16 protein-coding genes and 1 pseudogene are annotated in these 21,275 nt (G+C 62.1%); 12 read left to right on the top strand and 5 right to left on the bottom strand.

The features are described from left to right. Positions 1-11: 11 nt before the first annotated feature. The 6 genes and pseudogenes from NKJ89_RS21445 to gltX all read left to right on the top strand — a co-directional run bounded on the left by NKJ89_RS21445 (position 12) and on the right by gltX (position 8,693). A complete protein-coding gene (locus tag NKJ89_RS21445) occupies positions 12-995 on the top strand; it encodes a hypothetical protein (RefSeq protein ID WP_352605391.1) in 984 nt (327 codons plus the stop codon). Between the two features lie 212 nt (positions 996-1,207). Beyond that, a pseudogene (locus tag NKJ89_RS21450) lies at positions 1,208-1,750 on the top strand (DNA-3-methyladenine glycosylase I); the annotation flags it as partial. A gap of 86 nt (positions 1,751-1,836) precedes the next feature. Continuing rightward, positions 1,837-3,513: an NAD+ synthase gene (locus NKJ89_RS21455; protein ID WP_352605393.1), complete on the top strand. Its 1,677-nt coding sequence runs from the start codon at positions 1,837-1,839 to the stop codon at positions 3,511-3,513. Positions 3,514-3,910: 397 nt separating this feature from the next. Then, positions 3,911-5,716 (top strand): ABC transporter ATP-binding protein, encoded by a 1,806-nt coding sequence (locus tag NKJ89_RS21460; protein WP_352605395.1) that lies wholly within the window; start codon positions 3,911-3,913, stop codon positions 5,714-5,716. A gap of 235 nt (positions 5,717-5,951) precedes the next feature. Further along, positions 5,952-7,136 carry a hypothetical protein gene (locus NKJ89_RS21465; RefSeq protein ID WP_352605397.1) on the top strand — a complete coding sequence of 395 codons (1,185 nt, stop codon included), beginning with the start codon at positions 5,952-5,954 and terminating at the stop codon, positions 7,134-7,136. Between the two features lie 183 nt (positions 7,137-7,319). Further along, on the top strand, positions 7,320-8,693 hold the full coding sequence (gene gltX, locus NKJ89_RS21470) for a glutamate--tRNA ligase (protein WP_352605399.1): 1,374 nt from the start codon (positions 7,320-7,322) through the stop codon (positions 8,691-8,693). Here the strand turns inward: gltX and NKJ89_RS21475 are convergent. The 3 genes from NKJ89_RS21475 to NKJ89_RS21485 all read right to left on the bottom strand — a co-directional run bounded on the left by NKJ89_RS21475 (position 8,611) and on the right by NKJ89_RS21485 (position 13,193). Next, positions 8,611-9,822 carry a DUF2865 domain-containing protein gene (locus NKJ89_RS21475; RefSeq protein ID WP_352605401.1) on the bottom strand — a complete coding sequence of 404 codons (1,212 nt, stop codon included), beginning with the start codon at positions 9,820-9,822 and terminating at the stop codon, positions 8,611-8,613. The genes gltX and NKJ89_RS21475 overlap by 83 nt on opposite strands. 90 nt (positions 9,823-9,912) lie before the next feature. Further along, complete coding sequence (locus NKJ89_RS21480; RefSeq protein WP_352605403.1) at positions 9,913-12,237, bottom strand: NADP-dependent malic enzyme; 2,325 nt, start codon at positions 12,235-12,237, stop codon at positions 9,913-9,915. Positions 12,238-12,413: 176 nt separating this feature from the next. Continuing rightward, positions 12,414-13,193 (bottom strand): SDR family oxidoreductase, encoded by a 780-nt coding sequence (locus NKJ89_RS21485; protein WP_352605405.1) that lies wholly within the window; start codon positions 13,191-13,193, stop codon positions 12,414-12,416. 121 nt (positions 13,194-13,314) lie between these two features. Here NKJ89_RS21485 and NKJ89_RS21490 point away from each other — a divergent pair, with 121 nt between their 5' ends. Together NKJ89_RS21490 and NKJ89_RS21495 are read left to right on the top strand one after the other, a co-directional pair. Further along, on the top strand, positions 13,315-14,130 hold the full coding sequence (locus tag NKJ89_RS21490; protein WP_352605407.1) for a UDP-2,3-diacylglucosamine diphosphatase: 816 nt from the start codon (positions 13,315-13,317) through the stop codon (positions 14,128-14,130). Positions 14,131-14,255: 125 nt separating this feature from the next. Continuing rightward, complete coding sequence (locus NKJ89_RS21495; RefSeq protein ID WP_352605409.1) at positions 14,256-15,470, top strand: MFS transporter; 1,215 nt, start codon at positions 14,256-14,258, stop codon at positions 15,468-15,470. Here the strand turns inward: NKJ89_RS21495 and dgcA are convergent. After that, positions 15,441-16,424, bottom strand: a complete 984-nt coding sequence (gene dgcA / locus NKJ89_RS21500; RefSeq protein WP_352605411.1) for an N-acetyl-D-Glu racemase DgcA — start codon at positions 16,422-16,424, stop codon at positions 15,441-15,443. The two genes, NKJ89_RS21495 and dgcA, sit on opposite strands and share 30 nt — an antisense overlap. A gap of 76 nt (positions 16,425-16,500) precedes the next feature. Here dgcA and NKJ89_RS21505 point away from each other — a divergent pair, with 76 nt between their 5' ends. The 4 genes from NKJ89_RS21505 to NKJ89_RS21520 all read left to right on the top strand — a co-directional run bounded on the left by NKJ89_RS21505 (position 16,501) and on the right by NKJ89_RS21520 (position 20,587). Beyond that, positions 16,501-17,688, top strand: coding sequence for an ABC transporter permease (locus tag NKJ89_RS21505; protein WP_352605414.1), 1,188 nt, complete (start codon positions 16,501-16,503; stop codon positions 17,686-17,688). 1 nt (position 17,689) lies between these two features. Next, on the top strand, positions 17,690-18,511 hold the full coding sequence (locus NKJ89_RS21510) for an ABC transporter ATP-binding protein (RefSeq protein WP_352605416.1): 822 nt from the start codon (positions 17,690-17,692) through the stop codon (positions 18,509-18,511). A 14-nt stretch (positions 18,512-18,525) separates the two neighbouring features. Then, positions 18,526-19,899, top strand: a complete 1,374-nt coding sequence (locus NKJ89_RS21515; RefSeq protein ID WP_352605418.1) for an MlaD family protein — start codon at positions 18,526-18,528, stop codon at positions 19,897-19,899. Positions 19,900-19,978: 79 nt separating this feature from the next. Continuing rightward, complete coding sequence (locus NKJ89_RS21520; RefSeq protein WP_352605420.1) at positions 19,979-20,587, top strand: ABC-type transport auxiliary lipoprotein family protein; 609 nt, start codon at positions 19,979-19,981, stop codon at positions 20,585-20,587. 36 nt (positions 20,588-20,623) lie between these two features. On the opposite strand, the gene NKJ89_RS21525 is transcribed toward NKJ89_RS21520, so the two are convergent. Then, positions 20,624-21,238, bottom strand: a complete 615-nt coding sequence (locus tag NKJ89_RS21525; protein WP_352605422.1) for a 3'-5' exonuclease — start codon at positions 21,236-21,238, stop codon at positions 20,624-20,626. Between the last annotated feature and the right edge of the window lie 37 nt (positions 21,239-21,275).

Consider the following 21,275-nt stretch of genomic DNA (forward strand, 5'->3'; position numbering starts at 1 on the left):
GGTGATTGGGAATGAGCGCAGAAATTGCCGATGAATTAATTCGTCTTTCGTCTCTCCGGGAGAGGGGGGTTATCTCCGCAAAAGGATACGAGAGTGCCAAGTCGCAGCTCGTCAGCGGCAAGCATCTCAGGATAGCCGAGGAAATCGACAAGCTGTACGGGTTGCTGTCGGACAAAACTCTGACCAAGAAGCAGTTCGAGAAGGCCGTGTCGGCTTTGATGTTTCCTTCGAATTCGAACACTGCGGATGCTCGGGCGACCGAGGGCAAATTTGGCACGAAATTTCTGGTCAGGTTCGTGGTTGTAGTTGGGGGGCTGTATTTGCTGCACCTTGCCATCAACCTCAATGGTAACTCGACGAAATTTGCGGTTGGGACCCAGACTGCCGCCAGCGCCGGCAACAGCAATGGAACCGACGCCGCAGGTGCCCAGCCTAATCCGGTTCAGAACGTTCAATCTGATCCGGTCATGCCTGATCAAGAAGCGAGGTTTTTAGCAATCAACGGCGAATTTCGGCAGAGATACAAGGGGTCAGAAAACGACCTGCTGAAATCCACGCTTGTACAGGAGAGGGGTAAAAAGCTCGAAGCGTTCAGCAAAGACGGTTCAGTCTCGAACTGGGTAGGGAAGGTGTCCAAAGTTGATCGGGTGAGTGGCCGTTGGGCGTCTCTTTCCGTTGAGATCGGCGACGAAATTAGAATTGGTTCGGGAGGCCTATTGGATAATCCGGATTCGATGGTGAGCGGAATTCTAAACCAGACCGCAGAAACACTTGGGTCGTCGGAAAGAACCAAGCCTGAGGACGGAAGTTTCATAACCGCTGACTCGAGCTTGTATCAAACTCTGTTGGGTTTAGAGGTCGGCCAAACAATTGTTTTCTCGGGGCATTTTTACCCGTCGGATGTCAGCGGGCTTGCGGACTCCAATCTGCTGGAGGAGTCCTCGATGGTGAGTCCGCTCTATAAATTCAAGTTTGATTCTGTCGTGGCGAGATAGGTGACACTAAATCCCGCTGCCGCATCGATAAGGAACAGAGGGAAGACCTCGCTGAGGAAATCGTCGGGGTTGTGCGAAGCGGGATCATGAACGAAGTGGTCCTGTTGCGGGCTCTTTCCAAGCGCCGCAGAGCCTAGCTGAGAAGGCGTCCTGCGGCCCGTCCCAACAGCGTACATCGTGGCGCAAGATCATGTTTAATTGACTCATCGGTAGTCATCGAACAGAAATGGCCGGGCTTCGAAGAGGCGTTTCTCCACTTCGAGCCGAAACGGCTGTTGTTCCAGCCCGATGATTTCTGGCACGATCTGGCTTCCGACCAGCGCATCGTGCGCAATCCGCAGAAGATCAAATCCGTTCGCGACAACGCTGCCTTCGTCGAGCGCGTGTCGAAGGAGCATGGTGGCTTCGGCGAATTCCTCGCCAACTGGCCGGCCGACGACCAAGTCGGGCTGATGGCCTATCTCGGCAAACATGGCAGCCGGCTCGGCGGCAACACCGGCCAGTATTTCCTGCGCTGGCTGGGCTGGGATGCCTTCGTCATTTCGGGCGATATGGCGGCGGCATTGCGCGACTCGGGGCTCGAAATCGCCGAAAGCCCGACCTCGAAGAGAGATCTCGACAAGATCCAGGCCCAGATCAATCAGTGGGCGGCGCAGACACGTCTGCCGCGCCGCCACATATCGCGCATCCTGGCGATGTCGATCGGGGAGAACCATTCTCCGCAATCATTGCGCGAATATATGGGTGACGACTGATCGCCGGCAGTGCGGCCACGATCAGTCCGAATTGGTCCAAACGAACGCCATTGCCCGACGAAATTTGCCGCGCTAAGTCAGCAGGCATGACCAAGCCTCTCGACATCCTGCGCATCGCGATCGCCCAGCTAAACCCGACCGTCGGTGACGTCGCCGGCAATCTCGCCAAAGCCCGCGAGGCGAGAGCCGATGCTGCCCGCCAAGGCGCCGATCTCGTGCTCTATACCGAGCTTTTCCTCGCCGGCTATCCGCCGGAAGATCTGGTGCTGAAGCCGGCTTTCCTGAAGGCCTGCGAAAAAGCGGCACAGGACTTTGCCGCCGATACCGCCGACGGCGGTCCGGGCGTCATCATCGGCACGCCACTGAAGCGCAAGAGCGGCACGCACAATTCGATTGTCTTCGCCGATGGCGGCAAGATCATCGCCGAGCGCTACAAGCTCGATCTGCCGAATTACGGCGAATTCGACGAAAAGCGCGTTTTCCAGGCCGGGCCCGAAATTCAGGGGCCGGTCAATTTCCGCGGCGTGCGGATCGGAATTCCGATCTGCGAGGACATCTGGGGCGATGTCGACATTTGCGAGACGCTGGCCGAAAGCGGGGCGGAAATCCTGCTGGTGCCGAACGGCTCGCCCTATTATCGCGCCAAGATCGATGTTCGCCACCAGGTCGTCATCCGCCAGGTCATCGAATGCGGGCTGCCGATGATCTATGCCAACCAGCTTGGCGGCCAGGACGAGCTGATCTTTGACGGCGCCTCGTTTGCCATAGGTTCTAACAAGACACTGGCCTTCCAGATGAGCCAGTTCGAGGAAGCAATCGACGTCACCACCTGGAAACGGCAAGCCGAAGGGTGGGTCTGCTCGGAAGGGCCAATGTCGAAAATCCCGGACAGGGAAGAGGCCGACTATCGCGCCTGCATGCTCGGCCTGCGCGACTACGTCAACAAGAACGGTTTCAAGAATGTCGTGCTTGGTCTCTCGGGCGGCATAGATTCGGCGATCTGCGCGGCCCTTGCCGTCGATGCACTCGGCGAGGAGCGCCTGCGCGCGGTGATGATGCCTTACCGCTATACCTCGAAGGACTCGCTGAAGGACGCCGAGGACTGCGCCCGTGCGCTCGGCTGCCGCTATGACATCGTGCCGATCTTCGAGCCGGTCGAAGGCTTCCTGCACGCTTTGACGCAGATGTTCGAAGGAACCAAGGAAGGCATCACCGAGGAGAATTTACAGAGCCGCGCGCGCGGCACCATCCTGATGGCGATCTCCAACAAGTTCGGCTCGATGGTCGTCACCACCGGCAACAAGAGCGAGATGTCGGTCGGCTATGCCACACTCTATGGCGACATGAATGGCGGCTTCAATCCGATCAAGGACCTCTACAAGATGCAGGTCTATGCGCTGTCGCGCTGGCGCAACAGCCATGTGCCGCCGGGCGCGCTCGGGCCTTCTGGCGAGGTGATCCCGAAGAACATCATCGACAAGGCGCCGTCGGCGGAATTGCGCGAGAACCAGACCGACCAGGACTCGCTGCCGCCCTATCCGGTGCTGGACGACATCCTCGAATGCCTGGTCGAGAACGAAATGGGCGTCGACGACATCGTTGCGCGCGGCCATGACCGGGCGACGGTGACGCGCATCGAGCATTTGCTCTACATCGCCGAATACAAGCGCCGGCAGGCGGCCCCGGGCGTGAAGATCACCAAGAAGAATTTCGGCCGCGACCGCCGCTACCCCATTACCAATCGTTTCAGGGATGGAGGCTAGACGCTGAAAGCCCGCGGCTGGCTTACATCAGCCATTGTTGCAAAATAATCGCAGTGGTTGGGCCAGATACACTTTTAGCGTGCGCTGATCTTGGCGATGCATCGGGGCGTCTCTATAAGGGCCTCTCCGCGATTCATTTGCGGGAGGTCTGAATGGCAGTATTTCAAATGGTAATGCGAGGCCGCGAAGCTTAGGTCTCACCCGGCGCTCCGCGAAGGTTTGCCCTTCGAGCCGATGCCGGATTGAGCACAGGCTTATGCCGATGCCGGTCGTCGCCCGATTACGGGCGAGACGCCAAATATGCCGCTCCGCTTTCCGGGCACTCATTGGCCCCTTGCGCGGCTTCTTCAATTTTCGACCTTACTGGGATCGGGCTCGTTTGCGCCCGAATGACATCATGGCTCGTTTTCGAATCGATTTGCGCGCGGGCGCGTTTCGCAGCGTTCTTGGCTTCACGCTAACCCATTGGCGGCGCCAGCCGTGGCGGCTTTCGCTCATCATGGGCGGCTTCCTGCTGTCGACGCTGGCCGACGTCCTGACGCCGCTCTATTCCGGCCGGCTGGTCGACGCCGTCGCCAGCAGCGCCGGCGCCGACGCGATTGCCTGGAATGCCGCGGTGACGGCGTTTTCGATGCTGATGGCCCTTGCATTGACCGGCGTTGTTTTGCGCAACCTTGCCTTCATGGGCATCGTCGAATTGACGCTGAAAATGATGGCGGATATCGCTGCCGACGCCTTCCATCGCGTCCAGCGCTTTTCCACCGACTGGCATGCCAACAGCTTTGCCGGCTCGACCGTGCGCAAGGTGACACGCGGCATGTGGGCGCTCGACCTGCTCAACGACACGATCCTCATCGCGCTGCTGCCGTCCGTCGTCATGCTGGTCGGCTCGACGCTGCTGCTCGGCTGGTTCTGGCCGCTGATGGGCGCGGTCGTTGCCGCCGGTTCGGTGCTGTTCATCATGGTCACGACGATGCTGTCGCTTGGCTATGTCGCCCCGGCGGCAAGGCTCGCGAACACCTGGGACACGCGCCTCGGCGGCTCGCTGGCCGACGCGGTGAGCTGCAACGCCGTGGTCAAGGGCTTTGGCGCCGAGGAGCGCGAGGAGCGACGCCTCGCCAGGGTCGTCGCCAAATGGCGTGCGCGCACACGGCGCACCTGGGTGCGCGGCACCATCAACGGCACCACGCAAGGGGCGCTGCTGGTGGCCATGCGCGCCGCGGTGATCGGCCTGGCGCTGATGCTGTGGTCGTGGGGTCAGGCGAGCGCCGGTGACGTCGCCTTCGTTCTGACCTCGTTTTTCGTGCTGCAGGGCTATCTCAGAGATATCGGCACGCATATCCGCAATCTGCAGCGCTCGATCAACGATATGGAGGAGCTGGTCGATTTCCAGTCCGAACCGCTCGGTATCGAGGACCGGCGCGGCGCCAAGCCGATCCGGATCACTGAAGGACGGATCGGCTTCGATAACGTCACCTTTCACTACGGCAGTCACCGATCGGCGCTCTATCGTGATTTTTCGGTCGACATCGCGCCGGGTGAACGAGTCGGGCTGGTCGGCCATTCGGGTTCGGGCAAGACGACCTTCGTCAAGCTCATCCAGCGGCTCTATGACGTGAATGCGGGAAAAATCCTGGTCGACGGCAAGGACATCTCGCAGGTGGCGCAAGCGTCGCTGCGGGGGCAGATCGCCATCGTCCAGCAAGAGCCGATCCTGTTCCATCGGTCGCTGGCCGAAAACATCGCCTATAGCAGGCCGAGCGCGACGCAGGATGAGATCGAGCATGCGGCGCGGCTGGCGAGCGCGCATGATTTCATCACCAACCTGCCGAAGGGCTACGGCACTCTGGTCGGCGAGCGCGGTGTGAAACTGTCGGGCGGCGAGCGTCAGCGCGTGGCGATCGCGCGAGCCTTTCTTGCCGATGCGCGCATCCTGATCCTGGACGAGGCGACATCGAGCCTCGATTCCGAATCGGAAGTGCTGATCCAGCAGGCGATGGAGCGGCTGATGGTCGGTCGCACCACGTTGGTCATCGCGCACCGGCTTTCGACGGTGCGGGCGCTCGACAGGCTGCTGGTCTTCGATCGCGGCAAGATCGTCGAGGAAGGCTCGCATGACGAGCTGATCCGGCTGAAGGGCGGCATTTACCGCCGTCTGTTCGAGCGCCAGGCGCTGGAACTGACCAAGGGTCTAGTGATCTGACCCTGAGATGGCCGCCGGCTTCGGCCGACGGCCAGCTCGATTAGGCACTATCAGCCAGCGGAAGCGGCGCAGCGCAAATCTGTCACCCAGCGTATACCGGCCAAGCAAATCCGACTGTGGGGTGCCTTTCCAGCTCCTGGGTTTGAGACGTCTGTTTACGTTACCCACCGAAGATGCGTTGTTTCTGTCATTGCCTAATATAAACATACACAAGCAGCCCGGAGCGGTCCTTACGATGCATCTTGTTTCCGCAAATGGCGGTCCCGAAAAGCTTGCTGCGCCGTCGGTGCTGGAATCTCGGCACGGCTCGGTTCGGCCGCTCGCTGCCTCAGATCTCGAGGGCGTCGCCGCACTCTTCCTGACCAAGTTTCGCCGACGGCGGCGGCGTCGTCTCTTTGAACGCGCGATCGCGGAGACGGCCGATTATATGAGAGAGATTTATCTTGACCCTGCCAGCCAGACCGGCGTGAGCAGCGCTCTCGTCCAGATCAACCGGCAGGGTCGTCTGGGTGGTTTCCTCGGCGTCCTGAAAGCCCGCTACGAGCTCAAGGGAGCGGCATTGAACGCGGCGATCATCGGTCCACTCATGGCCGACCCCGGCACCGATGACGGTACGGCCGGACCGCAATTGCTGCGCGCATTGCACCAAGGCGAATTCGATCTGCAGCTGACCGATTCGGCCAACCGGACATCTTTGGCCTTCGCGCGCCCGATGAAATATCAGCTTCTGCCGGTGCATTGTCTCGGATGGACCTATGTTTTCCGGCCGGCCGCGATGGCCGCCGCCACGCTGCACCGTAAATGGCCCGGCCTGCTTCGCTTGGCGCTCGATCCCTGCTCACGAGCACTGGATAGTCTTGCGAAAAGACGGTTCGAGCCCCCCGTCCAGGCTTCGCCGTCGCAACGCGTCTACTGCAAGCCGATCGATGCCGCACAATTTGCCGAGCGGCTGCCGACCCTCCTGTCCGATTACTCCCTTCGTCCAAGTTGGAAGAATGGCGAGTTGCCACGGCTGCTCGCACTGGCGGCCGAGAAGCGGGCCGACGGCCCACTTCATTTTGGTGGAAGCTACGACGAGACGGGCAAAATGCTCGGTTGTTATGCCTTCTACGGTCAAGCCGGCGACATCGCGAGTCTGTTGCAAATCCAGGCGTCCGGATCGCACTGGCGCGCGACGCTGGATGGGCTCATCGCGGCCGCGTGGGAAATGGGCTGCGTGGGTATCACCGGGCAGACACAGAGCAGATTCATGCCCCAACTCTTCGGCTATAAGAATCTCTTCTTCCGCTATGCCGGGGGGACGATGGTCCGCTCGCGAATCGCCGAGGTTACGGAAGCGGTCCGCTCCGGCGATATCTTTATCGGTGGGGTGATGGGCGATCGCTGGACCCGCCTCAGTTCCGATGACTTCGGCCGCTGATCGCCTTCAACGCCCCGTTCGGCGGCGCCACCGGCCGGCTGCGGTCGGAAGCTGGCCGCCGCCTAAGCGCCGACTGAGGCGCACGCCGGCCGGTCTTTTCATTCCAGCCGCCATGTTCTATGTCTGCCGGGCAACGCGGGGGCGCGTCTTGTCAACCGCAAAAGCATCCGGTACGCCCCGCTTATGACAGTTACCGTTCGTTTCGCCCCGTCGCCAACCGGCCGCATCCATATCGGCAATGCGCGCACGGCCTTGTTCAACTGGCTGTTTGCCATGAACAACAAGGGCCGCTTCATCCAGCGCTTCGACGACACTGACATTGCCCGCTCGAAGCAGGAATTTTCCGACGCCATCCTCTACGATCTGCATTGGCTGGGCATTTTCCCGGACGCCACCGAGTACCAGTCGCGGCGTTTCGAATTCTATGACGCGGCGGTTGAGAGGCTGAAAGCATCAGGTGTTCTTTATGCTTGCTACGAAACGCCGGAGGAGCTCGATCTCCGCCGCAAGGTGCGCCGAACGCGCGGCCTGCCGCCGGTCTATGGCCGCGAGGCGCTGGCCCTGACGCACGAGCAGATCGCCGAATACCAGGCCGATGGCCGCCGGCCGCACTGGCGTTTTCTCCTCCCCAATTTCTCGAGCGATCCGCAACAGCCGGAACGCACCGAAATCCAGTGGAACGATCTGGTGCGCGGCGAGGAAACCGTCGATCTCGCCTCGCTTTCCGATCCAGTGCTGGTTCGCGAGGACGGTACTTACCTCTATACGCTTCCCTCCGTGGTCGACGACATCGAGATGGGCATCAGTCATATCATCCGTGGCGACGACCACGTCACCAACACCGGCGTGCAGATTGCGCTGTTCAAGGCGCTGGCGGCCGAGCCGCCAGTATTCGGCCACCACAATCTGCTGACCACCGCATCGGGCGAGGGACTGTCGAAGCGCACCGGCGCGCTCTCCATCGAAAGCCTGCGCGAGGACGGCATCGAGCCGATGGCGGTCGCTTCGCTGGCCGTGCTGGTCGGCACCTCGGAGAACGTCGCGGCGATGCCGACGATGAGTGAACTCGCCGAACATTTCGATCCCTCGGCGACATCGAAATCCGCGGCCAAATTCGATCCGGACGAGCTGTTCGTGCTCAACCGGACACTGCTGCACCACATGCCATTCGCCGAGGCGCAAGACCGGCTGATCGTGCTCGGCGTCTCGGGCGAAGAGGCCGAACCGTTCTGGCTGGCAGTGCGTGGCAATCTCGACAGGCTGGCCGATGCGGCCAACTGGTGGCGTATCCTGCGCGAAGGACCGCAGGAGAAGCCGGAATTTTCCGATGACGACCGCAATTTCCTTCAACAGGCGTTCGATCTGCTGCCGGAGGAACCCTGGACCGCGACGATCTGGAAGGATTGGACGGGCAAGATAAGGGAAGCGACCGAGCGCAAGGGCAAGGCCTTGTTCATGCCGCTCAGGCTTGCCCTTACCGGGCTGCCTTCGGGGCCTGAGCTTGCAGATCTATTGCCGCTGATGGGTCGGGAAGGAACGCTGGCCCGACGACCCTGATTTTGCGCTGGTCCGGCGGCAAGGCTGATACCGGCGACGTCACCGGTTTGGCGGAAAGCCTCTTGATCGCCTCGCGGTCGAGCCCGCCTTGCAGATTGGCCAAGGTTTCCGGATCGGAACCGGGGTCCGGCTTGGAAACCGGGACCGGGATGATCGGTGCAGAATTCGTTTCGGGCTGGGATCGTTCCGGATTCGGCGGGTTGCCGGCGATGACCTGGAAATTCTGCGCGGCGTTGCAGCCGCAGGCCGGGGGCCGCGACATGTCTGGCTGCTTGTAGAGATAGGCGGTCGGCAATTCGCTGTAGGGCCTGCCGGTGACTGACGATGTCATCGAGGCCGAATCGTCGTCCATGCCGCGCGAATAGAAAACCTGCATCTCGGTGCCGGGGCAGCTCGATTCGCAATTCTTCTGGTCACGTTCGAAATCGCCTGCCGAGGCCGAGTTCGACATCGGGAAGAAGTAGCCGTCGCAGGTGCGCACACAGGAGGTGTGGAATTCGCCGCCGACGCTCGGAAAGTCCGGTATGCCGGGCCGGTTGAGCACCCGGCGGACGCTGCGCTCCTCGCCGGGATCGTCAAGCTGATCAAGCGTATCCGATGTATCGAGCTGCTGGCTGTTGCCGCCGAAAAGCTGATCGAACAGATTTGTGCTGCCGCCTTCGCGGTTGGCTTCCTGCAGCGGCGCGCGCCTTGGCGCAACTGTGTCGTCGCGGCAGCCATTGGCATCAAGCGCCGCCAGGATGCGTCTACGGTCACGGCGCGAGCCGCCGTCGGCCAGCCGTTCGCGCTTGCTCTGCAGCGCATCGAGATTGGCATTCATACGGTCGATGGTGGCGTTGAGCCCGGCACATTGATCGAGGTTGCGGCCAAACAGCGAAAAACCGCACCCAGCCCGGCTCGCTTGGCTGCGAGCCTTCGAAATCTGCTCGCGTTGCCGGGCAATTGCGGACTCGTATTTCCGGATCAGCGCCGGACCGCCACCGCCACCGCGAGAGGCTGCGGCAAGGTCGTTTTCCAACTGGCGGCAGACCCGCGAGGCGGCCTGTGGCTCGGCTACCCCCCATGTTGCGGACAATAGAAGGCCAAGCAGCACGGCAGCATGCGCCTGCTTCCACCCTCCGCTTGGCATCCACCCAAACTCCGCCTGCCCAAATCCCGCCCGCTGGCCCGCAAGGCTACCGTGTTCGCGGTTAACTGCAGTTTACCGCGAAATCCGCGTTCAGCCCAGATTGACGACCGCCTGCGCCTTGTGGGCGGCTTCGACCACGGCCAGTGCCGTCATGTTGACCACGCCGCGTGACGTGACCGAAGGCGTCAATATGTGCGCCGGCATGTCGGTGCCGAGCAGGATCGGCCCGACATGCAGTGCATCCATCATGGTCCTGAGCGCGGTCAGCGTGATGTTGGCCGAATCGAGGTTGGGAAACACCAGCAGATTGGCTTCGCCCTTCAGCCTGGAGTGGGGATAGACGCGCTGACGCAGATGCTCCGACAACGCAGTATCGGCGTGCATCTCGCCGTCGCACTCCAACTCGGGCGCGATGCGCGCCAGGATCGCCGCTGCTTGCCGCATCTTGATCGCGCTCGGCGAATCGCGCGAGCCGAAATCGGAATGCGACAGGAGTGCTGCCTTCGGCTCGATGCCGAAACGCTGGATTTCTTCTGCTGCCAGCACTGTCATCTCGGCGATCTCTTCGGCCGTCGGGTCGACGGAGACGTGCGTGTCGGTGAGGAAGATGATCCCGCGCTGCGAGATCAGCATCGAGAGCGTGGAGAGGTCGCGATCCCTGACGCCGGTGCGCGGGCCTATGATCAGGGTGACGTTGCGCAGATGCCGCTCGAAGCGGCCTTCGAGGCCGCAGACCATGGCGTCGGCATCGCCGCGCTTCAGCGCAAGTGCTGCGATCACCGTGTTGTCGGTGCGTACCATGGTGCGCGCGGCCTCCGTCGTCACGCCGCGGCGGCCGGCGAGTTCGATCAGCAGGTCGACATAGTGGCGATAGCGAGGATCGTCCTCGGGATTGATCAGGCCGAAATCGACGCCGGGCTTGATGCGCAGCCCGTAACGCTTCAGGCGCACCTCGATGACATGCGGACGGCCGATCAGAATCGGTTCGGCGATGCCTTCCTCGAGCACCACCTGGGCGGCGCGCAGCACGCGCTCGTCCTCGCCGTCGGCGTAGATGACGCGCTTGGCGGTCGATGCCTTGGCCGACGAGAACACCGGCTTCATCACCAGGCCGGAGCGGAAGACGAAGCGGTTGAGCTTGTCGATATAGGCGGCGAAGTCGGTGATCGGCCTGGTCGCGACACCGGTATCGCAGGCAGCCTTGGCGACCGCCGGGGCGATGCGCAGGATCAGGCGCGGATCGAAGGGCGAGGGGATCAGGAACTCGGGGCCGAAGATCGGCGTCTCGCCGGAATAGGCACGGGCGGCGACATCGGAAGGTTCTTCACGGGCGAGCGCTGCGATCGCCCGCACCGCTGCCATCTTCATCTCCTCGTTGATGGCGCTGGCGCCGCAGTCGAGCGCACCGCGAAAGATGTAAGGAAAGCACAGTACGTTGTTGACCTGATTGGGAAAATCGGAACGGCCGGTGCAGATCATCGCATCGGGGCGCGCGGCACGCGCTATTTCCGGCATGATCTCGGGATTCGGGTTGGCCAGCGCCAGGATCAGCGGCTTCGGCGCCATATGCTGGAGCAGTTCCGGCTTCAGCACACCTGCCGCCGACAGGCCGAGAAAGACGTCGGCGCCTGATATGACATCGGCCAGCGTGCGTGCGTCCGTGTCCTTCACATAAGGATCTTTCCAGCGGTCCATCTCGTCGGTGCGGCCCTTATAGGCGACGCCGAAACGGTCGGTGACCCAGATGTTTTCCACCCGCGCACCAAGCGAAACCAGCAAATTCAGACAGGCAAGGGCGGCAGCACCGGCGCCAGAGCTGACGATCTTGATGTCCGTTATGGTCTTGCCGGCGAATTCCAGTCCGTTGAGCACGGCGGCGGCGACGATGATGGCGGTGCCGTGCTGGTCGTCGTGGAAGACCGGAATGCCCATGCGGGCCTTCAACTGCTCCTCGACCTCGAAGCACTCCGGCGCCTTGATATCTTCGAGGTTGATGCCGCCGAAGGTCGGCTCCAGCGCCGAGATCGTCTCGACCATTCGCTCTATCCCCGGCGCGTCGATCTCGATGTCGAAGACGTCGATGCCGGCGAACTTCTTGAACAGGACGGCCTTGCCTTCCATGACCGGCTTGGAGGCCAGCGGGCCGATATTGCCGAGGCCGAGCACGGCCGACCCGTTGGAGACGACGCCGACCAGATTGGCACGCGCGGTGTAGTCGGCGGCGCTCGCCGGATCGTCGCGGATTTCCAGGCAAGGGGCGGCGACGCCTGGCGAATAGGCGAGCGCGAGGTCACGCTGGTTACCGAGCGGCTTGGTCGCCTGAATCTCGAGCTTTCCCGGCCTTGGGTGCTTGTGGAAGTAGAGGGCGGCTTCGTCGAGGTCCGAACGTGGCGTCTTTTTGCTCTCGCCTTCCATGCGGCTGCTCCCTCGGAATCTGCGTGAAGACCCCTTTTAGCATGCAGCCGAGGTTTTTCGCGACGCTAAATGACGCGCCGACAACTTTACCCGGCGGTGCGTCTAAAACCGTTAACTATCAATTACTTATGTAGATTTGATAGCAAATGAGTCCCGCTGGTTGGCAGGCGCTTCGATCAGAAGGCGCTGACGTAGAGACCGCCATCGACCGGTATGTTCTGCCCAGTCAGATAGCCGGCATGGACCGAGCACAGGAAGGCGCAGATCTGGCCGAATTCCTCCGGCGTGCCGAGCCGCTTGGCCGGAACATCGGCGCTGATGCGGGTCTTGCGCGCAGCGGCGGCGGCGGGATCTTCTGATGTGCCGGCCTCGTGCGGTCCACGCAGCCGGTCGGTGTCGAGCTTGCCCGGCAAAAGACTGTTGATGGTCACGTTGCGATCCGCCACCGTCCGCGCCACGCCGGCCAGGAACGAGGTCAGGCCGGCGCGCGCGCCGGACGACAGGTCGAGGCCGGGAATGGGCACGTAGACCGATAGCGAAGTGATGTTGACGATACGGCCGAAGCCGCGCGCAGCCATGCCGTCGAGGACCGCCTGGACCAGCTCGATCGGCGTCACCATATTCTGGGTGACGCCTTCGAGGATCTTTTCGCGGTCGAGGGTGCGAAAATCGCGAAGCGGCGGTCCACCATTGTTGTTGACGAGGATATCCGGTTCCGGGCAGGCTGCGAGCAGCGCCTTCTGCACCTCGGGCTTGGAGACGTCGCCAACGACCTCCGTCACCGTCACGCCGTAACGCTGGCGCAACTCCGCGGCGGTTTTCGCCACCAGATCTGCATTGCGCCCGTTGACGACGATGTCGCAGCCGGCTTCTGCCAGCGCCATCGCGCAACCGCGTCCAAGTCCCTTGCTGGAAGCGCAGACGATGGCCTTTTTCCCGCTGATGCCGAGATCCATGATGATTTCTCCTTGTGAGCCGGCGGCAAGCTAGTCCCTCGGCTGGACCAATCGCAACCGTCATACGGTTGTTGCATGAATCGGGGCATAGGCTGTCGCGAAAGCAACGGTGAAAATCGCGATGTCCGGCCAAGAGCCCCGCACTTTCCGCAGCATGTTCATTTCCGACGTCCATTTGGGCTCGAAGGCGGCTAAGGCCGAATTCCTGATCGACTTCCTGCGCCATCACGATGCCGATATCATCTATCTGGTCGGGGACATCGTCGACGGCTGGCGGCTGCGGCGGAACTGGCACTGGCCGCAAAGCCACAATGATGTCGTGCAGAAATTGCTGCGCAAGGCGCGCAAGGGCGCCAACATCACCTACATCGCCGGCAATCATGACGAATTCGCCCGCCAGTTCCAGGGTGTGCATTTTGGCGGCATCGTCGTCGCCGACCGCGCCATCCACGAGACCGCCGACGGCAAGCGCCTGCTCGTCATCCACGGCGATCAGTTCGACACCGTCGTCCACAATGCGCGCTGGCTGGCCTATCTCGGCGACCACGCCTATGACGCGGCCATGCTGGTCAACCGCGTGGTGACGCGGCTGCGCCAGCTGCTCGGACTGCCATACTGGTCGTTCTCCTCCTGGGCCAAGGTCAACGTCAAGAAGGCGGTGAACTTCATCGGCTCGTTCCAGACCATGCTTGCGGACGAGGCGCGCCGCTCGCATGTCGACGGCGTGATTTGCGGCCACATCCATCATGCCGTCATCGAGAATTTCGGCGATGTCCAGTACATCAACACCGGCGACTGGGTGGAAAGTTGCACGGCCGTGGTCGAACATTTTGACGGCCAGATGCAAATCCTGACCTGGGCACAGGTGCTGCCCGAAGTGCCGGACGAGCCCTTTATCCCGCTGCTCATCGAAGAACGGGTAGGGCAGGCGGCATAGCGCCGGCGGTCGTCCCGGCTCTGGGATCAATCGATTAGTCCAACCGGTTCCGCTGGGTTTTTGCCCATGTTAAGGGATCGATACACGTTGCCGTCAGGTCGAGTGCAGCGTGATTGGATCGATTCATGTCCCTGCCGCCGCTTTCGCCCGAACAACTCGTCAAGCCTCGCCATTTCGAACTGCGCATGAGCATGATCTTCGCGACGCTGTTCGTGCCGCTCGGAACACATCTGCCATATTTTCCGCTGTGGCTGCAGGCCAAGGGTTTTCATGCCGAGCAGATCGCCGTCATCCTGGCGGCGCCCATGTTCCTGCGCGTGGTGACGACGCCGTTGCTGACCGCGCTCGCCGACCGTGCCAGGGATCGCGCCGATGTCTATGTCGCGCTGGTGGCTGCGTCGCTGCTCTTGTCGGCCGGTTATTTCCTGGTGCCGACCTATGCGACGGTGCTGGCGGTGTCGTTGGCGCTGACAATCGTGTGGACGCCGCATTCGCCGATCGCCGATTCGCTGGCGCTTTCAGGCGTGCGCCGCTTCGGCTCGAACTATGCCAGCATGCGCAAATGGGGCTCGATCTCCTATCTGTTCGCCAATGTCGCGGGGGGCTTCATTCTGTCGGCGACAGGCTCTCGGGCCGTTCCGGTGATCATTCTCGTGGCGTTTGTCGCCGCTCTTGCCGCCGGCCTGCTGGCGCCGCGTCTTGGCCGTCCGCGGCGCGCCTCGCCGCTGTCGGCCACCGATATCCAGCACGCCGCGCCGAAGCTTCTCAACCCATATTTCCTGTATTTTTCGATCGGTGTCGGCGTCATCACCGCCAGCCACGCATTCCTCTATGGCTTCGTCTCGATCTACTGGAAATCGATCGGTATCAGCGATTCGGTTGTTGGCCTTTTGTGGGCGTGGGGCGTGGTTTCGGAAGTCCGCATGTTCATGATGTTCACCCGCTTTTTCGACCGCTTCTCCGTCGTGTCGATCATGGCGATGGCGGGGATCGGCGCGATCGTGCGCTGGATCGCCTTTCCGCTGGTCTGGTCGCTCGGCCTCGGCATTGCCGGATTTTTCGGCGTCCAGACGCTGCACTCGGTCTCGGTGGCGCTGGTGCTGATCGGCCTGCAGAAGATGATCGGCGAAACGGTCTCCGAGGAACGAACCGGTGCCGCGCAAGGCATCGCCTATTTCTCCAATGGCTTCTTCATGGCGGTAATGACGCTGGCATCCGGCCCGCTTTACGAGCGGTTCGGCGTCGACGGCTTTTTTGCCATGGTCCCGATCGCCTTGATCGGCCTGGTGCTGATCGGGCTTGCGGCGCGCTCAGCCCCACAGCGCCTTCTCAGGCGGTGACACCAGCGATCCCTGATAGACAAGGCCGGGCACACGGTCGCGAGCGAGCAGCAGCGGACCGTCGAGGTCGACGAAATCGGCATCCTGAGCGAGCAGCACCGCCGGCGCCATCGCCAGCGACGTACCGACCATGCAGCCGACCATCACGCTGAAACCGAGTTCGCGGGCGCGATCGCGCAACACAAGGGCGGCTGTCAGGCCGCCCGACTTGTCGAGCTTGATGTTGACGGCGTCGTAGAGGCCGATAAGAGCTCCGAGGTTCTTCACCTCGTGCACGCTTTCATCGGCGCAGACCGGCACCGGATGCGCAATATGGCGCAGGATCTCGTCATGGCCGGCTGGCAGCGGCTGTTCGATCAGCGCAATGCCTTGCTCGGCGGCAAAAGCGAGGTTGGCAACGATATTGTCGTCTGTCCAGGCCTCATTGGCGTCGAGGATGATGCGGCTGTCGGGCGCTGCTTGCCTCACCGCGCGGATGCGCGCGATATCGTTGTCGCCACCGATCTTGACCTTGAGCAGGGGCCGCGCCGCATTGGCGCGGGCCTGTGCCGCCATCGCCTCCGGTTCGCCGAGCGACAGCGTGTAGGCGGTTTCGAGCGTCCGTATGGGAGCAGCACCTATGGCATCGGCTACCGATGTTCCGCTGACCTTTGCCTCCAGATCCCACAGGGCGCAGTCAATGGCGTTGCGGGCAGCTCCGGCCGGCATGGCCGTGAGCAAGGCGGTTCGGCTGATGCCGCCGGCGATCCGGTCGCGCATGGCTTCGATCGCCTCGTGCACGCCGTCCATCGTCTCGCCATAGCGCTTGTAGGGAACGCATTCGCCGCGGCCGGCGTGGCTGCCCTCGCTGATCGTGCAGGAGATCACTTCGGCTTCGGTCTTGGAACCGCGCGAAATCGTAAAGGTTCCTGCGATTGGAAAACGCTCGGCCTCGACCGAAATGACACGCGCCATATTTTTCTGCTCCTGCTATGCGACAAGGGTTGTCGGCAAATCGACAGGTCAGACCCGTCAAGCTAAACAGGATGCCATGTTCAATATCGGCAAGCGCGACGCAAGCGGCACGACCGCAGGGGAGGCTAACCACGAACCGCGCGTGGCGATCGGCGAGGAGGACGGCGTTCTCGGCTGCGCCTTCTCCGGAACCTGGACGACACGGACCGTGGCGTCGATCGACGCCGACCTGCGCAGAATAGAGAAACGCAGCGGTTTCAAGATTTTGGCGCTCGATCTTTCCAAGATCGAGAAGATGGATACCGCCGGCGCCTGGCTGATCGACCGGCTGGTCAGCGCCTTCGAGAAGAAGGGCGTCAAGATCCAGTTGCAAGGCCAGAGCGAGATCGCGTCGATCCTGCTCGACGCGGTGGGCGAGGCTGTGCGGCGCGATCGCGAATCCGGCCCGGCGCGACCGCCCAACATCGTCATTCGCGCGCTGGAGGCGGTCGGCCGGCGCGTCTACGAGATGCGCGACGACTTCCTTTCCTCGATGAACATCCTCGGCGCCACCATCCGCGGCGCGCAGATGAAGCTCGGCCGTGGTCATGCCGTCAACCCGGCGGCGATCTTCAACCAGATCGACCGCATGGGTGTCGGCGCCATTCCGGTGGTGGTGCTGATGTCGGCGATCGTCGGCGCCATCGTTGCCCAGCAAGGCGCCTATCAGCTCAGCTATTTCGGTGCCGATATTTTCGTCGTCGATCTCGTCGGCGTGCTGATCCTGCGCGAACTCGGCGTGCTGATGACGGCGATCATGATCGCCGGCCGCTCGGGCAGCGCGATCACCGCCGAGATCGGCTCGATGAAAATGCGCGAAGAGGTGGATGCGCTGAAGGTCATCGGGCTCAACCCGATCGGCGTGCTGGTGTTTCCACGGCTGGTGGCGCTGGTGATCGCCTTGCCGTGCCTGACCATAATCGCCAATTTCGCGGCACTTGGTGGCGGCATCGTCGCCGCTTGGCTCTATTCCGACATCCCGCCCGCCGCCTTCCTCGACCGGTTGCGCGTCGCTATCGATCTGAGCACCATCTTTGCCGGCCTGATCAAGGCGCCGTTCATGGCGATGATCATCGGCACGATTGCCTCGGTCGAGGGCATGAAAGTCGGCGGCAGCGCGGAATCGCTTGGCCAGCACGTGACCGCTTCGGTGGTGAAGTCGATCTTCGTCGTCATCATCCTCGATGGGCTTTTCGCCATCTTCTACGCAGCGATCGAGTTCTGAGATGAAGCTGCGAAACCGGAAAAAGGCAGGTGCGGTGGCGGACCAGACGGGCGAGGGCGACGTCGTGCTTTCCGCCCATGACATCACCGTGTCCTTCGCTGACAAGGTCATCCTCGACAAGCTGTCGCTCGATATCAGGCGCGGCGAGATTCTCGGCTTTGTCGGTGCCTCGGGTGCTGGCAAATCCGTTCTGTTGCGCACCATTCTCGGCTTGACGCGCAAACAGTCGGGCACGATCAAGCTGTTCGGCCTCGACATCGAGAAGGCGAGCGAGGTTGAGCGCCTGCGCGTCGATATGCGGCTGGGCGTGCTGTTCCAGCACGGTGCGCTGTTTTCAGCCCTGACGGTGCTGGAGAACGTCCAGGTGCCGATGCGCGAATATCTCGACCTGCCGAAAAAGCTGATGGACGAACTGGCGATGCTCAAGGTCGAGCTGGTCGGATTGCCGCCGGACGCGGCGCATAAGTTTCCGTCGGAACTTTCCGGAGGCATGATCAAGCGAGCGGCGCTGGCGCGGGCATTGGCGCTCGACCCGGATATCGTCTTCCTCGACGAGCCGACATCCGGCCTCGATCCGATCAGCGCGGCGGAATTCGACGAACTGGTCGTCAAGCTGCGCGATACGATGGACCTGACCGTCTATATGGTGACACATGATCTCGACACGCTTTTTACCGCCTGCGACCGCGTGGCCGTGCTCGGCAACAAGAAAGTGCTGGTCGAAGGTACCATCGACGACATGCTGAAGAGCGAGGAGCCGTGGGTAAAGTCCTATTTCCGCGGAAAACGCGCCCGGCAACTTGATCTTGCGGCGCGCGCATAGCCATAAGTGGGACAATGGAAACCAGAGCCAACTACGTCATCGTCGGCATTTTCACGCTGGCTGCGATCCTGGCGGCGTTCGCCTTCGTCTACTGGACGGCGGCGATCGGCGAAAAGGGCGAGACGACGGTGCTGCGCGTGCGCATCCCGGGTTCGGCGTCCGGGCTTGGCCGCGGCAGTTTCGTGCTGTTCAACGGCGTCAAGGTCGGCGATGTCAGGCGCGTCTATATCGACGTCGACAATCCGACGGTCGCCATCGCCGATACCGAGATCGATCGCCTGACGCCGATCACCAAGTCGACGCAGGCCGATATCGGTCTTGCTGGCCTCACCGGACAGGCCAATATCGAGCTCAAGGGCGCCGACCCCAAGGAAGTAAAACTCCTCGACCAGGCGGAAAAGGAAGGCAAGGTCGCCGAGATCGTCGCCAATCCCTCTGCCGTGACCAACCTTTTGCAGACAGCGCAGAACATCTTCACCCGCGCCGACAAGGTGCTCACGGAGCTGGAAGGCTTCACCAAGGACGTTCGCGGGCCGCTGACCCAGACCGTGCACAACGTGCAGACCTTCTCCGATGCGCTGGCCAAGAATTCGGACGGCATCGACAAGTTCCTGTCCGCCGCCAGTGCGCTGGCCGATGAGCTGAAAGGCGTTTCCGGCAAGCTCGACGGCACGCTGAAGGCAGCCGAAGGCCTGCTCAATGCCGTCGACAAGGACAAGATCAAGAGCATTGTCGCCAACGTCGATACGGTGACAGGCAACCTCAAGGAAACGTCGCGGCAGCTCGATGGCGTGATCAAGAACGTCGACACGGCGGTCGGGTCGGTCAACGATTTCGCCAAGCAGACGCAAGGCACGCTGGCAAAGGTCGACGGCGTGCTCGACGGCATCGATCCGGCGCAGGTGCGCACAGCGCTTGCCAACATCCAGAAGGCCAGCGAAAGCGCCAACAAGGCCGCCGCCGACATCGCAGAGGTGACTGACAAGTTCGCCAACCGGGCCGACGACATCAACCAGACGATCAAGGATGCCAAGCAACTGGCGCAGCGGCTCAACGATGCCTCGGTGCGTGTCGATGGCATCCTCGCCAGGGTCGACCACTTGCTCGGTTCCGGGCAGGCCGATGGCGTGATGGCCGACGCCAGGGCCACACTGAAATCGTTCAAGCAGGTTGCCGACACGCTGAATGCCCGCCTTGGCGTCATAACCGACAATCTGACACGTTTCTCGGGCCAGGGGCTGTCGAATGTCGAGGCACTGGTGCAGGACAGCCGCCGCTCGATCAGCCGCATTGAGGAGGCGGTGACCGATCTCAGCCGCAATCCGCAGCGCATCCTTTCGGGTGGCGAAGGCGAGGTAAGGCAGTTCGATGGCAGGGCGCGGCGTTGACTTCGGAGTTGGTGCGCCCCAATAACATGAGCCGCAAAAGCGGGTTGATCTTACGATCCGGGGACAACGGGGATCGCGCGTGAAGTCTGTGTGGTTGAGAACGGGCGGGTTGACATCGGCTGCGGCACTGCTTGCCCTGACGCTGGCCGGCTGCGCGGTGTTTGGAGGCAAGCCTGCGCCACTCGACACCTTTGAGCTGTCGGCGCCTTCGGTTGCTGCGCGCGGCCACAGCCGTCGCCAGATCCTGATCGCGCAGCCGTCGGCGCTCAAAGCACTGGACAGCCAGAACATCGTCATCAAGCCATCGGATCGGTCGCTCCAGTATCTCAAGGGAGCGCAGTGGGCCGACCGGCTGCCGCTGATCGTGCAGGCGCGGCTGGCCGAGACGTTCCAGCGTTCGGGCAGTTTTGCCGGCGTCGGCAAGCCGGGCGAGGGCCTGGCCATCGATTATCAGGTGATCGTCGAGATCCGTTCGTTCGAGGTGAGCGTCGATGGCGGCGATCATGCCGAGGTCGACCTGTTCGTGCGCATCCTCAACGACCGCAATGGCGAGGTGCGTGCCTCCAAGAGCTTCACCGCCTCAGCGCCTGTTTCAGGCAGCGGCAATCCAGCCTATGTCAGCGCACTCGACAACGCGTTCGGCGATGCGGCCAGGCAGATCGTGCACTGGACGGATTCGGTGATCTGAGCTCGAGGCACCGGAGCCCCATCAAACTCTTTCTACCTACAAGCGGTCGAAGATGTCCGGCCGGAGCTTTCCAGTCTTCATCAGGTGCTGCAGGGTGTAGGCCACAGACAGCGCGTCATCGAGCGCGTCGTGCCCCTGCAATGGCGGGTGTTCGATGCCATAGTAGTCCGCAAGCTTGTTGCTCGGCGTTCTCGCCAGATCCTCGACCGGCATCCCAGCCTCGACCAGCAGCCTGACGGCGTTGTCGAACCGGATGGCCGGGATCGAAGGTTGAATGCCCGCGATATAGCAACTGATGGCGACCATGTTCAGTTCGTCCTTGCCCCACGACCAGAACCGCGCTCCATCGGAAAAGCGATCGACGTCCGCGAGGGCCTCCCCGAGGTCTACCCCTTCGGTGTCCAAGTCTTCCTCGGTGATGCCGGTCAGTTTGGTGAAAAACGGGTCGAGGGCATATCTGTTTCCAAACCGGTCGACCGGTCTGATATAGGCCTTGTGCGTGCCCAACAGGGGAAAGCCGTCCCCGAGTCCTAGTCTGACGGCGCCGAGCTGCGCGATCACCGGGTCGGGGTCGTGGGCCGCACACCAGAATCGACGTTGCGAACCCTCGAGGCAAAGAAACTCGCAGTCGAATATGATTGCCGTCTTCACGATCACATCCTTGAGCGTAGGCGGAGCTTTGCCGATG

This window comes from Mesorhizobium sp. M0047 (assembly GCF_040323315.1).
Classification (GTDB): Bacteria; Pseudomonadota; Alphaproteobacteria; order Rhizobiales; family Rhizobiaceae; genus Mesorhizobium.

Coding starts and splice junctions, on each gene's coding strand:
- NKJ89_RS21445 (WP_352605391.1), top strand. CDS start 12: ATGAGCGCAGAAATTGCCGATGAATTAATTCGTCTTTCGTCTCTCCGG.
- NKJ89_RS21455 (WP_352605393.1), top strand. CDS start 1,837: ATGACCAAGCCTCTCGACATCCTGCGCATCGCGATCGCCCAGCTAAAC.
- NKJ89_RS21460 (WP_352605395.1), top strand. CDS start 3,911: ATGGCTCGTTTTCGAATCGATTTGCGCGCGGGCGCGTTTCGCAGCGTT.
- NKJ89_RS21465 (WP_352605397.1), top strand. CDS start 5,952: ATGCATCTTGTTTCCGCAAATGGCGGTCCCGAAAAGCTTGCTGCGCCG.
- gltX (WP_352605399.1), top strand. CDS start 7,320: ATGACAGTTACCGTTCGTTTCGCCCCGTCGCCAACCGGCCGCATCCAT.
- NKJ89_RS21475 (WP_352605401.1), bottom strand. CDS start 9,822: ATGCCAAGCGGAGGGTGGAAGCAGGCGCATGCTGCCGTGCTGCTTGGC.
- NKJ89_RS21480 (WP_352605403.1), bottom strand. CDS start 12,237: ATGGAAGGCGAGAGCAAAAAGACGCCACGTTCGGACCTCGACGAAGCC.
- NKJ89_RS21485 (WP_352605405.1), bottom strand. CDS start 13,193: ATGGATCTCGGCATCAGCGGGAAAAAGGCCATCGTCTGCGCTTCCAGC.
- NKJ89_RS21490 (WP_352605407.1), top strand. CDS start 13,315: ATGTCCGGCCAAGAGCCCCGCACTTTCCGCAGCATGTTCATTTCCGAC.
- NKJ89_RS21495 (WP_352605409.1), top strand. CDS start 14,256: ATGTCCCTGCCGCCGCTTTCGCCCGAACAACTCGTCAAGCCTCGCCAT.
- dgcA (WP_352605411.1), bottom strand. CDS start 16,424: ATGGCGCGTGTCATTTCGGTCGAGGCCGAGCGTTTTCCAATCGCAGGA.
- NKJ89_RS21505 (WP_352605414.1), top strand. CDS start 16,501: ATGTTCAATATCGGCAAGCGCGACGCAAGCGGCACGACCGCAGGGGAG.
- NKJ89_RS21510 (WP_352605416.1), top strand. CDS start 17,690: ATGAAGCTGCGAAACCGGAAAAAGGCAGGTGCGGTGGCGGACCAGACG.
- NKJ89_RS21515 (WP_352605418.1), top strand. CDS start 18,526: ATGGAAACCAGAGCCAACTACGTCATCGTCGGCATTTTCACGCTGGCT.